This is a genomic window from Arthrobacter globiformis (genome assembly GCF_030815865.1).
Classification (GTDB): Bacteria; Actinomycetota; Actinomycetes; order Actinomycetales; family Micrococcaceae; genus Arthrobacter; species Arthrobacter globiformis_B.
The window spans coordinates 615,284-630,251 of sequence record NZ_JAUSXI010000001.1; the positions used below are offsets into that span (position 1 = coordinate 615,284).

Genomic DNA, 14,968 nt, shown 5'->3' on the forward strand with positions numbered 1-14,968 from the left:
CCTTTTGCGCCGTCAGGCGCCGGCGGGCACCTTATTCAGTTCGTCGTCGAGTTCCTCGTCCAGATCACTTTCCTTACCCAAATCCCTGTTCAGTTCATCGGCGGTCTCGAACGGCAGCTCGTCGAGGTCGATCAGCGGGTTCTCGTCCTGGGTGGCCACCAGTTCACGGGCCTCCGCCGGGGTGTCCACGCTGGGCATGGAGCCGGGCAGCGGGCGCTGGGCAGATTCCTTGAGGAAGTAGATGGCCACGGCCCCAACGGCCGAGGTGGCCATCAGGTAGTAGGCAGGCATCATGTCGTTGCCGGTGGCGCTTATCAGGGCAGCCACGATGAACGGCGTTGTGCCGCCGAAGATTGCCACGGAGAAGTTGTAGGCAATGCCCATGGCGCCGTAGCGGCTGGCCGTGGGGAACTGCGCCGGCAGTGCCGAGGCGAGGTTCGCAACGTAGAAGGCCACGGGGAACGCGATCAGCGACAGGCCGGCCAGGGTTGACCAGATGCTGCCGATGCCGATCAGCATGAAGGCCGGGGCAGCCAGGATCACGGTGCTGACGGCGCCGATCCAGAGAACCGGGCGGCGGCCGATGCGGTCCGAGAGCTTGCCCGTCAGCGGAATGCAAAGGCTCATGACCACGAGGACGGGGATGGTGAGCAGCGTGCCGTGGACGGGGTCGTAGCCCTTGGACTCGGTGAGGTAGGTGGGCATGTAGGAGGTCAGCGCGTAGCCGGCGGTGTTGGCCGCGGCCACGAGGATCATCGCAACGATGATGGAGCGCCAGTAGGCCTTGACGATTCCTACCGGGCCCTTTGCTGCAGCCTCATCACCGGCGGCAGCGTCCTTGGCGAGTTCCTCCTGGGCGTCCAGGGTGGCCTGGAACTGCGGGGACTCTTCAATCTTGCTTCGGAAGTACACGGCAATCAGGCCCAGGGGACCGGCGATCAGGAACGGCAGGCGCCAGCCCCAATCCTCCATTGCGGCCTGGCCCAGCGTCAGCTGCAGCACGGACACCAGCGCGGCGCCCAGGGCGAAGCCGAGGTAGCTGCCCATGTCCAGGAAGCTGGCGAAGAAGCCGCGGCGTTTGTCCGGCGAGTACTCGCTCACAAAAGTGGTGGCACCGGCGTATTCGCCGCCGGTGGAGAAGCCCTGCACGAGCTTGAGGACCACCAGGAGGGCCGCTGCCCACATGCCGATCTGTGCGTAGCCGGGCAGCAGGCCGACGGCGAAGGTGCTCGCCGCCATCAGCATCAGCGTGGCCGCGAGGACTTTCTGGCGGCCCACCTTGTCGCCAAGCCAGCCGAACACGACGCCGCCGAGCGGGCGGGCGATGAAGGTGGCAGCGAACGTGCCCAGGAGGAACAGCGTCTGCACGCTCTTGTCGGCCTCCGGCAGGAACACCGGACCCATGGTGGTGATGAGGTAGCCGAATACGCCGACGTCGTACCACTCCATGGTGTTGCCCACGATGGTGCCGCCGAGGGCCTTCTTGAGCATGGGCTGGTCTACGACGTTAACGTCGGATACCTTGAGCCGGCGCCGCGCGAGCAGCTTTGGTTTCTTCGCACTCTGGGGTGCGGCCTGGTCGGTTCCGCTGGCGTTCCTGGCGCCTGCTGAAGAGTCGGTCGTGCTTCGGTCTGTGGGCATTTGGGCAACTCCTGTGGAGGTCATTTGCTTGCGACTTATAGCTGCCCCGCTCCGGGCAGGCCTTCAATTTTACGTGATTTCCATGGGTTTCGAGAGTTCGGTGCCGTATGATCGCCCGGTTTAGGGGGCAAAACGGCGTTGAAGTCAGATTTGTTTTGGCCAATCTGGCCCCGCCATCCTGCGGATTTTCCGCGGCCCGGGCGATCGTTATCACCTTTTTCTGGAACAGGGCTCTTCGGACCCCATTTCGCCCGGATTCCGGCGCTCCTGGCGCCCCGATTCCGGCGCTGCTCGGCGACGTGCAACAACCGCCGATTGAACCGTTCAACCGCGGTACTCGTCTGATTGGTTAGGTCCAGGTTTAGGACCCGGGACGGTGGACCGGGAGGCCGGGACTGAGAGTTCATAACTTCCAGACGGTTTATATGACTTCCAGACAGGGTGTTCGCCATGGACTACGAGATCAGCGGTCTGCCGATGCATGTGTTGCTCGTCCACGCCACGGTGGTCTTCGTTCCGTTGGCGGCCCTTTGCACGCTGCTCAGCCTTCTCTGGCCCGCCGCCCGACGGCGTTTGGGGATCGTCACGCCGCTGGTCGCCCTGTTGGCGCTTGTCCTGGTGCCGGTCACTGTGGCGGCCGGCGCCTGGCTGCTGGACCGTGTTGATGCCACGCCGCGGATCAATGCCCATATGCAGCTTGCCGGGATGCTCCTGCCGTGGGTGGTGGGTGTGTTCCTTGTTGCCCTCGCCCAGTGGCTGTGGTTCCGGTACGGCGCCACACAGGCAGAGGGGATGAGGCGGCGAATGGGCGCCGCCGGGTCCCGCATCGCGGGGATTGTCGCCGTCGTGGTCGCCCTGGTGCTTTGCGGCGGTGCGGTGGCCACTGTGGCGCTGATCGGGGAGTCGGGGTCCAGAGCGGTATGGGAAGGATCCTTCCGGACCGGGGCCGAGGACTAAGAAGATCTCTTCCCGGGCGGCGTGTTTCTGCCTAAGGTGGACCCATGGGAACACTGATCTTCGAGTAATGGACGCGCCATGGCGGCACCAGTCCACTGTCGACCAGTCCACTGTTGGGCAGTTCACTGTTGGCCGCCGTGCCCGGCATTCACCGCCGCAACTAACTCCGCCTGTTCAGGTTTCTGCCTTCGCAATGCTTCTTCGCTGAAGCAGGGCTTCTTCGCTATCCGGTAACGGCGGAATTACGGATCTAAATATGGGGAACACTTCATTTCATCGCGGAAGGGAAGAACAAATGGCCGACTCCCACAACGGAAGCAGCATCAAGCCGGATGTCGCTGCGCATCTGGCGGAATCAATGGACACGCCGGCGCTGCCTACTCCCGAGACCCTGGCCGTAACCGCGGCAATGGGCGGGGCAAAGCAGTGGCCGGATGGCAACGGCAAACGGCGCCACCCCAAGGAACACGGCGCAAGCCCCGGCCGCGTGGGACAGGGCGCTGCTGTGACAGCAATCCACCGGACCGGCCGTCCGCAGATGCCGCACTCGTCCTGACCAGCCGAAAATACGAACCGCCTGGCGACGCCCGAAATTCGTGCGTCGCCAGGTATTTTCATGTGGCGACTCAGACAATCAGGGCTGGTTCTTCAGGACTGCGGGGATTCCATCACCACCTCCACCGGTTCCTTGTCCAGCCGCCAGCCGCGCCACACCGGGTGGCGAAGCTTGCCGCTCCCGGTCCACTCACCGAAGGTCACCTCACCCACCAGGGCCGGGTTTACCCAGCGCGCGTCCGCCGCGTCGGCCGAAGGAACGTTATCGAACGGCGGCGTCTCCTGCGCCAGCCCCTCCATCTTTTTCCGGAGCTCCTCGAGTTCACGCATGCTAAAACCACTTCCCACGCGGCCCACATACCGCAGCGTCTTGCCGTCCGGAATGCCCACCAGCAGTGATCCCACGGTGTTGGACCGGTCGCCCTTGCCGGGCCGCCAGCCGCCCACCACCACTTCCTGGGTCTGTTCGATCTTGAGCTTGATCCACGTATGGGTCCGTTGCCCGCTCACATAGCGGCTGTCCGCGCGCTTGGCCATCACGCCTTCCAAACCCAGCTCGCGGGCGCTTTCCAGAATGTGCTCCACCTTCTCGTCCAGGGTCTCCGACAGTTCCACCGGGCACTCGCCGGGCTCGAGGAAGTCGGCGAGACGTTCCCGCCGCTTCCTCAGGGGCAGCCTGCGCAGGTCGTCGCCGTCGTCGGCCAGCAGGTCAAAGAGCATCATCCGTACCGGGATGGTGGCACGGGCCCGCTTCACGTCGCCCGGCCTGGTCAGCTTCATCCTTCCCTGCAGGAGCCCGAAGTCGGGCCGCCCGGAAGGCCCGACGGCGAAGATCTCGCCGTCCGCGATGAAGTCCTGCGGGGGCCAGCAGCTCCTGTCCGTGAATTCGGGATAGCTGGCCGACATGTCGTTGCCGTTCCGGCTCAGGAGCCTGATTCGATCACCGTCCGCCACCACGAGCGCACGGATCCCGTCCCACTTGAGTTCGAAGAGCCAGTCGCTGCCATGCAGGTCCGCCAGAGTGCCCGCCGAGGCGAGCATGGGGGCCGGCTCCTCCTGGAGGGAGCTGCCGCGGGATGCTGCCGGCTTGGAAGCCGCTGCGCGGGCCGGACTGGCCGGTACCGTGGGGCTCGCCGCCTCTTTGGTGCCGCCCGGCTTTTTCCGTGTTCCCGGAACCCTGTCCATCAGATGGATGAGCCACTGCGACTCCTCCCCGTGGCCCTTTCCGGTATGGATCAGGGCGAACCTCCTGGTGCCCCCAAGCCCGCCGCCCTCACGGCCCGTCAGTGTGGCAATGACTTCCTTGCCGTTGACCCATTTTTCTAGCTCATAGACACCCTTGTCCCAGATGCTGACGCTGCCCGCCCCGTACTCGCCCTTGGGGATGTCGCCCTCAAAATCGGCATAGTCCATGGGGTGGTCTTCGGTCTGTACCGCCAGGTGATTCTTGTCCCCTGACTCCGGCACGCCCTTCGGCAGCGCCCAGGAGACAAGCACGCCCTCGTGCTCCAGCCGGAAGTCGAAGTGGAGCCGGCTGGCATGGTGCTCCTGGATGACGAAGATCTCCTTGCCCGCCCGTGCCGCGACGCCGTTGGCCTTTGCCGCGTGGTGCTCTTCCGCGGTGAACGGTTCCGGTGTTTTGCCCTGATCGCGCAGGGAACGGTACTTGTTCAGCCGGGGATCCGCGTGCCCGCCGCCGCGCGGTCCGGCGGTTTTCGTGGGTGCGGGGTCCGGGTGGGCTGTGTTCGCGTTGCCGGCGCCGTCAGCTCGGCCAGCGCCGGCGTGGCCTGGGCCAGGGTGCCCGGCGGCCGCACTGACCGGGGCGAAGGGATCCTTGCCGGCCGCCACCCGGCGCATGACCTCCTCGTAGTCCAGGTGCTTGAGCGACGGCGAACTCAACTCCCGCCAGGTCCGCGGAGCCGCCACTGTGGGGTGCAGGCGCCCGCGGAGCGAATAAGGAACGATGGTGGTCTTCGCGGCGTTGTTCTGGCTCCAGTCCACCAGGACCTTTCCCGTCCTGAGGGTCTTCTTCATGTCGCTGACCGCCAGGTCCGGGTGGTCGGCCTCCAGCGCCCGGGCCAGTTCACGGGCGAAGGCGGAAACCTCATCCGAGGTCTGTGTCCCGTTCAGGACGGCATACAGATGGATCCCCTTGCTGCCGCTGGTGACGGGAATGGGATCAAGTCCCACGTCCTGCAGGATGGTCCGCGCCAGTTTGGCCACCTCCACGCATTCGGGCAGTCCCGCGCCTTCCCCGGGATCGAGGTCCAGGACCAACCGGTCGGGAGGCAGGGCACTGCCGTGGGAGTCCACCGTCCACTGCGGCACGTGGATCTCCAGCGAGGCGATCTGTGCCAGCCACGTGAGGGTGGCCGGATCATTGACCAGCGGATAGTAATTGGTGTTGGTCTTGTGCGTTATGGCGGCGCGGGGCACCCAGCCCGGGGCGGACTCGTCCAGGTTCTTCTGGAAAAACATCTCGCCGGGCTGGTCGGCGGTTCCTACTCCGTGCACCCACCTCTTGCGGGTTGCCGGGCGGTTCCTGGCAGCCGGGATCAGCACCGGGGCCACAGCGGCGTAATAGGCGATGACGTCCGCCTTGGTGGTGCCGGTGGCGGGATACATCACCTTGTCGAGGTTCGTCAGGGTCAGTTCGCGGCCGCCGACCCGCACGCGTTCCTTACCGCCGGCCATGGGGCTTCACCTCCGGCCCTGTGTGCTGTTGACTTGTCCCATGAGAGCCATTTGGAAAGGCGCCATCGCGTTCGGGCTGGTCAACGTCCCGGTGAAGGTCTACAGCGCCACCGAGGACCATGACATCAGCCTCCATCAGGTGCACAACGCCGACGGCGGCCGGATCCGCTACCAGCGCCGCTGTGAGGTCTGCAGCGAGGTCGTTGACTACTCCGACATCGAGAAGGCGTACGAGGCCGACGGCCGGACGGTGATCCTCACCAAGGAGGAGCTCAAGGCAATTCCCGCGGAGAACAGCCACGAGATCGAAGTGGTGCAGTTTGTGCCCTCGGACCAGCTTGACCCGATCATGTTCGAAAAGAGCTATTACCTGGAGCCGGACTCCAAGTCGCCCAAGGCCTACATGCTGCTGCGCCGGGCCTTGGAGGATACCGAGCGCGTGGCCGTGGTGCAGTTCGCGCTGCGGGACAAGACCCGGCTGGGTGCCTTGCGGATCCGCGACGACGTTCTGATGCTCCAGGCGCTGCTGTGGGCGGACGAAGTCCGGGAAGCAGCGTTTCCGTCCCTGGACACGTCCATGCGCATCTCCGCGCAGGAACGCGAGATGTCCGCCGCGCTGGTGGAGTCCATGGCGTCCGACTTCGAGCCCGAGCAGTTCACCGATGACTACCAGGCACAGCTTCGGCAGCTTATCGAGGCGAAGCTGGAAAAGGGCGACGCGCTGGACACGGAGGAGACGTTCGGTGCCGAGGCCGAGGGTGGCAACGGCGAAGTGATCGACCTGATGGAGGCCCTGAAGCGCAGCCTCGACAAGAAGCGCGGGGGAGGGGCGGCCGCACCGGAGTCGCCTGAAGAGGAGTCGGCTGACGACGAGCCGGCTGAACCCGCCAAGCGCGGCGGTCGCAGCACCAGCGGCGGCAGGGCCGGCAGCGGCCGGAGCAGCGCCGCCAAAAAAGACGCTGCGGATTCCGACGCCGAAACTGCCAAGAGCGGTACAGCCAGGACCCGGAGCAAGACCGCCGGCGCCGCCAAGACCGGCACGGCGTCGAAGACCAGCACTGCTTCTAAGGCCGGCACTGCTTCTAAGACCAGCACTGCTTCCAAGTCCGGTACTGCGTCGAAGACAGGCACCGCGGCCAAGTCCACGGCGAAGACCGCGCGGAAAGGCGCCTGAAAGGGCGGGCGCCCCGCCGCGCGGCTGCACGTGCACCCGCCTAGGAATTCCTGAGCGCAGAGACGAGTTCGCTCTTTTTCTTGCCTGAATACCCTTTGAGGCCGATTTCCTTGGCTTTGGCCTTGAGCTGATCAACGGTCCAGTCCTCGTAGTCGCCTGACTTGCCGCCCTTGCGGCCCACCTCGGAGCGTCCCTTTTTGGCCGCCGCGTTGGAGACGCGGGCAGCCTTTTGTTTCGAGGCCCCCTCGTCGCGGAGCTCTTCGTAGAGTTTGGGATCTTTCAGGCTGGGGTTCTTCTTCTCTGGCATGGCTACCTCCGTGAGGGAACGATCGGTCGCATGCGAACGGTCGCGGGATCAGGTCACTTCGCCCCGGTCCACAGCGGCACGCCAGGCGCCCGTCTCGATGCCCCGGCTTTCGATGAACTCCTTGAACCGCGCGAGGTCGGAGGACACCTGCTGCTCATCAACGTGGGCGGCGGCTCCGGCCCTCTCCAGCAGGCTCTCCGGCTCCCATTCGAGTTCCACGTTCACCCGGCAGAGGTCCTCGCCCAGGCTCTCGAAGGTAACCCTGCCGGCGTTGCGGGGCTTGTCCTTGCTGACCCAGGAGATGCACCGGTCCGGCGTCTGTTCCAGGATCTGCGCGTCGTATTCGCGCTTAACGCCCGCCACGCTGGTTCGGAAATGGAGGGAGGTTTCGTCGATTTGTTCGACGGACTCGACCCCCTTCATGAAGCGGGGGAACGATTCGAACTGTGTCCACTGGTTGTAGGCGGTGCTGACTGGTACCTCGACGTCCACGCTTTCCTGCAAGGTTTCCACTCTGTCATCCTCCTTCAGTCTGGCAGTTCCGCCGGTCATTCGAATGGCTGGCCACAGTTCCAAGCTAGTAGGACGCAGAAGCAAAAACAAGAAACTACTAAGGTTGCTTACTTAGGTGGAATTGCCCGCTCATCAGGCGCGATGTCCCCCTCGGCACGCACCAGCAGCAAAATCCATCCGGAAACGGCTACGGCCGACCTCGGCAACAGTCCACTAAGGGGACCTGCTGCGGAGACCGGCCGTAAAAGCGCGCGGTGCCTATTCGGCGTCGTGATCCGTTTCCAGGATCTGGACCAGGCGCTCGAGGGCGGCGTCGGCGCCATCACCCTCTGCCCGGAGCACCACAACGTCGCCGTGCGATGCCCCAAGGCTCATGAGGGAAAGGATGCTGGCGGCGTCCATGGCTTCGTCAGCAGGCTCCCCTTCGCGGGCGATGGTGATGTCGAGGTCAAACTCGCCCGCGGCCTCGGCGAAGATGGCGGCGGGGCGGGCATGCAGGCCTACGCGGCTGGCGACGGTTGCGTTACGTTCGGACATTTCTGCTCCTTGCAATTGCAGTGCGGGTTGGAATGCTGAAGGACAGCGGGGGTCAGACAGTTACAGGGACGGACTCCACCGTATCAACGGCCTTGCGGGCAGCCCATCGCTTGAGGGCCACCACGATGATGGCCGTGACCACGGTTCCGGCCAGGATGGACACGATGAACATCACCACGTTGCCGATGGCGAAGAACACGAAGATGCCGCCGTGGGGTGCCTGTGACGTAACGCCGAAGGCCATGGTGAGGGCACCAGTGACTGCGCCGCCGACCATGCTGGCGGGGATGACGCGGAGCGGGTCAGCTGCCGCGAACGGAATGGCGCCCTCGGAGATGAAGGAGGCACCCAGCAGCCAGGCCGCCTTGCCGTTTTCGCGCTCGGCCAGGCTGAAGACCTTCTTGTCCAGGACGGTGGCAAGGGCCATTGCCAGCGGCGGCACCATGCCGGCGGCCATCACGGTGGCCATGATCTGCCAGGGTGCCTGGTTGGTGGCGCTGCCGGCGCCGAGGCCTGCGACTGCGAAGGCGTAGGCCACCTTGTTCACGGGGCCGCCGAGGTCGAAGCACATCATGAGGCCGAGGATGATGCCAAGGACGACGGCCGAGGCGCCGGACATGCCGGAGAGCCAGGTGTTCAGGCCGACGGTGATGGCGGCAATGGGTCCGCCCAGGAACAGGAACATCGCGCCGGAGGCGATGATGGAGGCCAGCAGCGGAATGATGACGACGGGCATCAGGCCACGGAGCCAGCGCGGCACTGACCATGTTCCGATCAGGTGGGCGATGTAGCCGGCGAGCAGGCCGCCGACGATGCCGCCGAGGAAGCCGGCGCCCATGAAGCCGGAGACGGCACCGGCAACGAAGCCGGGTGCAATACCCGGACGGTCGGCGATTGCGTAGGCAATGTAGCCAGCGAGGGCGGGAACCAGGAAGCCCATGGACAGGGCACCGATCTTGAAGAAAACGGTGCCGAGGTACAGTGCGAGATTGCCGTCAGGCAGGTTCACCAGGGAGTTGTTGGCCAGGATGTCGTTGGCCTTGGTGCCCAAAGCGATGTCGAAACCGGCAAGCAGGAAGCCCAGCGCGATGAGCAGGCCGCCGCCGGCCACGAACGGGATCATATAGCTCACGCCGGTGAGCAGTGCCTTCTTCAGCTTCTGCCCGATGTGCTCGCCCTTTTCGGAGGCCTCACGCTCAGCCTGCTCCTCGGCACCGAAGTGCGGAACACGGTGGGCGCGCGGGTTGTCCGCCGCGTCCAGGGCTTCCTGGACCATCTTGGCAGGCTCGTCTATGCCGCGCTTGACCGGTGCGTTGATGACCGGCTTGCCAGCGAAGCGCTCCTTGCCGCGAACGTCCACGTCGACGGCGAAGATCACGGCGTCGGCAGCGGCGATGACTGCAGGGTCCAGCGGCTTGGCGCCGGAGGAGCCCTGGGTTTCAACCTGCAGGTCCACGCCCACTTCCTTGGCAGCGGCCACGAGGGAGTCCGCGGCCATGTAGGTGTGCGCGATGCCGGTGGGACAGGCCGTGACGGCGACCAGGCGCCGGGGTCCGGCGGACGCGGCACCGCCGGAAGCAGCGCCGGCTGCGGCCGACGCGGCGGCTGCCGTTTCCGGTGCAGCAGCGGCAGCCGGCTTGTCCGCCAACGCGTTGTCCACGAGCTCCACGATTTCTTCCCGCGAGCTGGCCGCCCGGAGCGCACCGGTGAAGTCCTTCTTGATGAGCGAGCGGGCGAGCTTGGACAGCAGCTTCAGGTGCTCCTGGTCGGCGCCGGCCGGTGCAGCGATGAAGAAGATGAGGTCGGCGGGGCCGTCCTTGGCGCCGAAGTCGACGGGCTGGGACAGGCGTGCCATTGCGAGGGTGGGTTCGGTTACGGCGGCCGAGCGGCAGTGCGGGATGGCGATGCCACCGGGCACGCCGGTTGCGGTCTTCTGCTCGCGAGCGAAGGCATCGGTGAAGAGGCCTTCAACTTCGCTCGCGCGTCCGTTGGCGGCAACACGGCCGGCCAGGTGCCGGATCACGTCCTCGGGCGAATTGCCCAGGTTCTGGTCAAGCTCGACCAGGTCCGCGGTGATGAGCTGAGTCACTGTCAATCCTTCCGGAGGGCCGTGATGGTTACGGCGTCGGGGGTTGTTTGGTGGACTGCCGGAACGGTGGAGCCCGGCAGGGAAGCGGCGGCGGCGCCATGCGCCACAGCCTGGCGGAGGCAGTCAGCCGGGGCGGCGCCCTGGCTGGCGGCCAGCAGGTAGCCGGCCAGCGACGAGTCGCCCGCGCCGACCGTACTGACTGCGGTGACCGGCGGGTGCGTGGCTAGCCACGCGCCGTCGGCCGTCACGAGGACAGCGCCCTTCGAACCGAGCGTTGCCAACACGGCCCCCACACCGGAACGCACGACGGCGGCAGCTGCCGCGGCGGCAGCGTATGGATCCGCTTCGAGTTCCTCAGCCGTGCTTGCCGAGGAAAAACCTGCTGCTGCGGCCAGTTCCGCCAGCTCCTCGGCATTGGGTTTGAGCAGGTCCGGTTTTTCGGACACCGCTTCTGTTGTGTCGCCGGCGACGGCCGCTGCCAGGGGAGCACCGGAAGAGTCGACAGCAATCTTCGGAACACCCGCCCCGGCGTCGGCATTGCGCAGCCGCCGGGTGACTGTGGCGTAGAAATCAGCGGGAACACCGGGCGGAAGCGAACCCGCCAGGACCACCCAGCTGGCTCCGCGCGAACGTTCCAGGAGCAGGCTGATCAGCGCCTCCTGGGCGTCTTCGGCGAGGACCGGGCCGGGTTCGTTGATCTTGGTGGTCACACCGCCGGGCTCTGTCAGGGCCACGTTGGTGCGCAGCGCTTCGTGGATGGCGAGCGACGCGAAGGGCACGCCTTCTTCTCGCAGGCCAGCCAGCACGGGATCGGATTCGGCGCCGGGCAGCACCGCAAGTGTCTCGAGGCCGGAGGTCACGAGGGCGCGGGAAACATTGACTCCCTTGCCGCCGGACTCCTGGCGGACGGAAACGGCGCGCTGGACTTCGCCCCGCTCGAGCGGGCCGGGCAGCGCCACCGTCCGGTCCAGGCTGGGGTTGGCTGTGAGGGTGACAATCATGCGACTACCACCTCCACCCCGGCCTCGGCGAGGGCCGCAGCTAGTTCGGAACCGGGTTTGCGGTCAGTGATCACGGTATCCAGATCTTTCAACGAGGCGAACTGGACGAGCGTTTCCGCTTCCAGCTTGGACGAATCGGCCAGGACCACAATGCGGCGTGCCGAATGGACGAAGGCAGCCTTGACTGCGGCTTCTTCAGAGTCTGGAGTGCTGAGGCCAAAGCTGGCGTGGATGCCGTTGGTCCCCACGAAGGCGATGTCCGGTCGCAGCTTGCAGGCCGCTTCCACGGTCCCCTGGCCCACAGCGGCCTGCGTGAGCCCGCGGACCCGGCCCCCCAGAATCTGCAGGGCTATGCCGGGTGTGCTGGCCAGCTTGGCGGCGATGGGAACGGCGTGGGTGATGACCAGCAGCTCCTGGCCCGGCTCGGCCGGCTTGGCAGGACTCGCCGCGCCGCGGCGGGCCAGAAGGTCGGCGAGTACTTCAGTGGTGGAACCGGCATCGAGGAGGATACTGCTGGAGGGACCCTTCGGCAGGAAGCCGAGGGCGGCCTCGGCGATGCGCAGCTTCTGCGCCTGCCGCTGGATGGTCCGCTCGAGGATGCTCTCCTCCGTGGTGCTGAAGCGGTCTGCGGAGACGGCCCCGCCATGAACGCGGCGCACCGTGCCAGCCGATTCCAGTGCAGCCAGGTCCCGGCGGACGGTTTCGGTGGTGATGCGGAAGCGCTCGGCGAGGTCGGTCACGCTGGCGCGGCCGCTGGCTGCAACGAGCCCGGCGATCTGCTGCTGACGCTCCTCGGCAAACACATACCCTCCATTGCGTACTGACTGCATTGCATTTCCTGCAGCGCGTCTTTCCTGCATCTGTCGATTGCTTCGATCCGTTCCACCGTGACCGTTGTCACAGATCTGCAAGTACTTGACTTTATCTTCGTTCGTGTTGGTTTGTCAACGAAAAGCCACAGAAAACCAAAAGCGCCGGACCCGACCCGAAGGTCCGGTCCGGCGCTGACTGGTGCGTTCACTGCTGCCTGTTCGTTTCCGCGCCGCGCTAAAGGCCGTTGTCGCGGCTTTCGTTCCGGGTGATCCTCTCGCCCGTGTTGGGATCCACGACGGAGCGTGTCTCGCTGACGCGGCGGCTCCTGCCCGGGGAAGCAATGACCAGCGAGGCGATGAGGCCAATGACGCCGACGGCCATCAGGATGTAGCCGATCAGTGTCAGATCCACATTGGGGATAAGGCCCGGCGTGATGGCCCAGGCGAGGATGGCGCCGAGGGCAATAAGGAAGATGGAGGAACCGATTCTCATGACTTGCTCCTTGCGTTCGCGGACTTCTCGCAACCCTGGTTCGTGCGGTTGGCGGTGCCCCATTTGCTAAGCATGCTGTCAAGCGTCAGGCTACATCCCGGTAACTCCGGTTTCAATCAAATGCGCAGGTCAGCGGCGGGCGGGCTTTCCGAGGACTCGCTAGGCTGATCGGATGGAGACGGTTGTATGGTCCAAGCCGGAGGAGGAGCGTGCCGGCACGCCGCTGCTGGTAATGATGCACGGCTACGGCACCGACGAATCCAGGATGGTTAATCTCTTCGACTATCTGCCCAAGGAATTCACCTGCGCCGCGCTGCGGGCACCCATGCCAATCGCGAACGGCTACGGCTGGTTCCTGCTGGACTATTTCCTGACCAACGATTTTGCCGACGTCATCGCGGCCGCCAATTCCGTGTTCTCCTGGATCGACTCAGCCAGGCCGCTCCACACCAGCGTGAGCCTGCTGGGCTATTCGCAGGGGATGGCCATGGCGAGCACGCTCCTGCGCCTGCGGCCGCAGGACTTCCCGGCAGTGGTGGGGCTTTCCGGATTTGTGCTGAATAACGACCTGCTGGCGCTCAGTGAGTCCTTTGACGAGCGGCCGCCGTTCTTCTGGGGCAGGGACAAGGCCGACCTCGTGATCAACGGGGACGCTACCGCCTATACCGAGGAGTGGCTCAACACGAATACCCAACTCACGGCGCGGACATATCCCGGAATGGGCCATGCCATGTCCAAGGCCGAGATGGTGGACGTCAGTGCGTTCCTGCGCCACTACGTCCTGGACTGATTCGGCGGTTCCGGCGGGGGCGGAACCGCCCGGGAATGCCCGCACGCCAAGGGTGAATTAAAAACAGTTGCGGGGCAAAACTGCAAGCGCTTACAGTCATCTTCGGCCGGGACCCGGCCAGCAGGCGTCCACACGACGGTGGGCGGCTTGCAGCGCACGACGTCAGAGTGTTCGAAAGGGCAGAACCGCGCCATGCATCCTTGCGCCACCCGTCCCGCGGGGACGTTCCGCTGGCTTGCCCTAAACCGCCTGCGCCCTCATCATGGACATAGGCAAAAAATAGTGTGCCCGCGCACGGACGCCTTCTGCCTGTCCCGCAACGCCGCGGTGCAAGTGGCGGAACTGTGCGGATTCACGCGCCGGACATAACCCGGCCTGTACCTAACCGAACCGGCCGCGCAAAGCAGTGGGACGCCGCCGTTAGCGGCCAGGGCAACGCAGCCCGGTCCGCGCGAAACGCCGGCCTGTCCTTCACGTCGCAGAATCACCCAAGCGGAACCTTCCGGGCTGCGGCGCCCGGAGCGGCAGGTCCTGCAGGCACACCGCACTCTTTTGGTCACCGGCGACCACGTTCCTGGTAATCCCCAACATATTGCTGTCCGACCCCCCGAAAGGACACGGAACTAAGCATGACCGAAACCCTGAATACCAGCGCTGGCAGCCGGCCGAACAGCTGGACCGGCGCCGCCGCCATCCTCTTCGACTTGGACGGCGTGCTCACGCCCACCGCCGTGGTCCACGAGCGCGCCTGGCAGGAGCTGTTCGACGGTTACCTCGAAACCGTCCCCGAAAAGGACGGGTACCGTGAGAGCGACTACTTCGACCACATCGACGGCAAGCCAAGGTTCGACGGCGTCCGGGACTTCCTGACGTCCCGCGGCATCACCCTTCCCGAGGGCCCCGCCGACGACCATCCGGACAACATCACAATCCAGGGCCTCGGCAACCGGAAAAACAGGATCTTCAACGACATTGTCAGCGCCGGGGTGGAGCCCTATGCGGGATCGGTGCGTTTCCTGGAAGCCGCGCTGGACCGCGGACTGAAGGTCGCCGTCGTCTCCTCCTCAAGGAACGCCCCTTCGGTGCTGCGTTCGGCAGGGCTGGCGGACCGATTCGTGGTGGTCGTGGACGGCGTCGTGGCCGCCGAGGAAGGGCTGCCCGGCAAGCCGGATCCCGCAACCTATGAGTATGCCGCCCGGCTCCTGGAGCTTCCCAGCGAGCAGTGCGTCGTCGTCGAGGACGCCGTGTCCGGCGTGCAGGCGGGCAGCGCCGGCAGCTTCCATTCGGTCATCGGCGTGGACCGCGGTGCCGGGCGGCAGACGCTGCTCGACGCCGGCGCCACCCTTGTGGTCAGCGACCTCGAGGAACTTCTCTAGTCCCGCAGCCCCAGGGCCGCAACCGGGGT

The 14,968-nt window shown here is 65.6% G+C and carries 14 protein-coding genes; 5 read left to right on the forward strand and 9 right to left on the reverse strand.

Annotated features, from left to right (window positions below; genetic code table 11):
* Positions 1 to 12: 12 nt before the first annotated feature.
* Positions 13 to 1,641 carry an MFS transporter gene (locus QFZ33_RS02870; RefSeq protein WP_307024673.1) on the reverse strand — a complete coding sequence of 543 codons (1,629 nt, stop codon included), beginning with the start codon at positions 1,639 to 1,641 and terminating at the stop codon, positions 13 to 15.
* Between the two features lie 450 nt (positions 1,642 to 2,091).
* Between QFZ33_RS02870 and QFZ33_RS02875 the strand changes: the two genes are divergently transcribed.
* Positions 2,092 to 2,598 (forward strand): DUF2231 domain-containing protein, encoded by a 507-nt coding sequence (locus QFZ33_RS02875; protein ID WP_307024675.1) that lies wholly within the window; start codon positions 2,092 to 2,094, stop codon positions 2,596 to 2,598.
* A gap of 295 nt (positions 2,599 to 2,893) precedes the next feature.
* On the forward strand, positions 2,894 to 3,154 hold the full coding sequence (locus tag QFZ33_RS02880) for a hypothetical protein (protein ID WP_307024677.1): 261 nt from the start codon (positions 2,894 to 2,896) through the stop codon (positions 3,152 to 3,154).
* Between the two features lie 92 nt (positions 3,155 to 3,246).
* Here the strand turns inward: QFZ33_RS02880 and QFZ33_RS02885 are convergent, their stop codons facing one another.
* Positions 3,247 to 5,847 (reverse strand): ATP-dependent DNA ligase, encoded by a 2,601-nt coding sequence (locus tag QFZ33_RS02885; protein ID WP_307024679.1) that lies wholly within the window; start codon positions 5,845 to 5,847, stop codon positions 3,247 to 3,249.
* Between the two features lie 40 nt (positions 5,848 to 5,887).
* Here QFZ33_RS02885 and ku point away from each other — a divergent pair, with 40 nt between their 5' ends.
* Positions 5,888 to 7,021 (forward strand): non-homologous end joining protein Ku, encoded by a 1,134-nt coding sequence (gene ku, locus QFZ33_RS02890; protein ID WP_307024681.1) that lies wholly within the window; start codon positions 5,888 to 5,890, stop codon positions 7,019 to 7,021.
* Positions 7,022 to 7,061: 40 nt separating this feature from the next.
* Here ku and QFZ33_RS02895 read toward each other — a convergent pair whose 3' ends face one another.
* The 7 genes from QFZ33_RS02895 to QFZ33_RS02925 all read right to left on the reverse strand — a co-directional run bounded on the left by QFZ33_RS02895 (position 7,062) and on the right by QFZ33_RS02925 (position 12,773).
* A complete protein-coding gene (locus QFZ33_RS02895) occupies positions 7,062 to 7,328 on the reverse strand; it encodes a DUF7218 family protein (RefSeq protein WP_307024683.1) in 267 nt (88 codons plus the stop codon).
* A gap of 48 nt (positions 7,329 to 7,376) precedes the next feature.
* Positions 7,377 to 7,841, reverse strand: coding sequence for an SRPBCC family protein (locus QFZ33_RS02900; protein ID WP_307024685.1), 465 nt, complete (start codon positions 7,839 to 7,841; stop codon positions 7,377 to 7,379).
* Between the two features lie 258 nt (positions 7,842 to 8,099).
* Entirely contained in the window at positions 8,100 to 8,378 is a 279-nt protein-coding gene (locus tag QFZ33_RS02905; RefSeq protein WP_102972873.1) for an HPr family phosphocarrier protein, read from the reverse strand.
* A gap of 52 nt (positions 8,379 to 8,430) precedes the next feature.
* On the reverse strand, positions 8,431 to 10,467 hold the full coding sequence (locus tag QFZ33_RS02910) for a PTS fructose transporter subunit IIABC (protein ID WP_307024687.1): 2,037 nt from the start codon (positions 10,465 to 10,467) through the stop codon (positions 8,431 to 8,433).
* Positions 10,468 to 10,469: 2 nt separating this feature from the next.
* Positions 10,470 to 11,468, reverse strand: coding sequence for a 1-phosphofructokinase family hexose kinase (locus tag QFZ33_RS02915; protein ID WP_307024689.1), 999 nt, complete (start codon positions 11,466 to 11,468; stop codon positions 10,470 to 10,472).
* Positions 11,465 to 12,271, reverse strand: a complete 807-nt coding sequence (locus tag QFZ33_RS02920) for a DeoR/GlpR family DNA-binding transcription regulator (protein ID WP_307031633.1) — start codon at positions 12,269 to 12,271, stop codon at positions 11,465 to 11,467. Before QFZ33_RS02920 ends, QFZ33_RS02915 begins: the two co-directional genes overlap by 4 nt.
* Before the next feature lie 244 nt (positions 12,272 to 12,515).
* Complete coding sequence (locus QFZ33_RS02925; RefSeq protein WP_236806352.1) at positions 12,516 to 12,773, reverse strand: DUF6458 family protein; 258 nt, start codon at positions 12,771 to 12,773, stop codon at positions 12,516 to 12,518.
* Positions 12,774 to 12,945: 172 nt separating this feature from the next.
* Here QFZ33_RS02925 and QFZ33_RS02930 point away from each other — a divergent pair, with 172 nt between their 5' ends.
* Together QFZ33_RS02930 and QFZ33_RS02935 are read left to right on the forward strand one after the other, a co-directional pair.
* Positions 12,946 to 13,563 (forward strand): alpha/beta hydrolase, encoded by a 618-nt coding sequence (locus QFZ33_RS02930; RefSeq protein WP_307024691.1) that lies wholly within the window; start codon positions 12,946 to 12,948, stop codon positions 13,561 to 13,563.
* Positions 13,564 to 14,192: 629 nt separating this feature from the next.
* Complete coding sequence (locus QFZ33_RS02935) at positions 14,193 to 14,939, forward strand: HAD family hydrolase (protein WP_214845932.1); 747 nt, start codon at positions 14,193 to 14,195, stop codon at positions 14,937 to 14,939.
* Positions 14,940 to 14,968 lie beyond the last annotated feature (29 nt).

Coding starts and splice junctions, on each gene's coding strand:
- QFZ33_RS02930 (WP_307024691.1), top strand. CDS start 12,946: ATGGAGACGGTTGTATGGTCCAAGCCGGAGGAGGAGCGTGCCGGCACG.
- ku (WP_307024681.1), top strand. CDS start 5,888: ATGAGAGCCATTTGGAAAGGCGCCATCGCGTTCGGGCTGGTCAACGTC.
- QFZ33_RS02905 (WP_102972873.1), bottom strand. CDS start 8,378: ATGTCCGAACGTAACGCAACCGTCGCCAGCCGCGTAGGCCTGCATGCC.
- QFZ33_RS02915 (WP_307024689.1), bottom strand. CDS start 11,468: ATGATTGTCACCCTCACAGCCAACCCCAGCCTGGACCGGACGGTGGCG.
- QFZ33_RS02880 (WP_307024677.1), top strand. CDS start 2,894: ATGGCCGACTCCCACAACGGAAGCAGCATCAAGCCGGATGTCGCTGCG.
- QFZ33_RS02925 (WP_236806352.1), bottom strand. CDS start 12,773: ATGAGAATCGGTTCCTCCATCTTCCTTATTGCCCTCGGCGCCATCCTC.
- QFZ33_RS02870 (WP_307024673.1), bottom strand. CDS start 1,641: ATGCCCACAGACCGAAGCACGACCGACTCTTCAGCAGGCGCCAGGAAC.
- QFZ33_RS02885 (WP_307024679.1), bottom strand. CDS start 5,847: ATGGCCGGCGGTAAGGAACGCGTGCGGGTCGGCGGCCGCGAACTGACC.
- QFZ33_RS02875 (WP_307024675.1), top strand. CDS start 2,092: ATGGACTACGAGATCAGCGGTCTGCCGATGCATGTGTTGCTCGTCCAC.
- QFZ33_RS02895 (WP_307024683.1), bottom strand. CDS start 7,328: ATGCCAGAGAAGAAGAACCCCAGCCTGAAAGATCCCAAACTCTACGAA.
- QFZ33_RS02935 (WP_214845932.1), top strand. CDS start 14,193: ATGACCGAAACCCTGAATACCAGCGCTGGCAGCCGGCCGAACAGCTGG.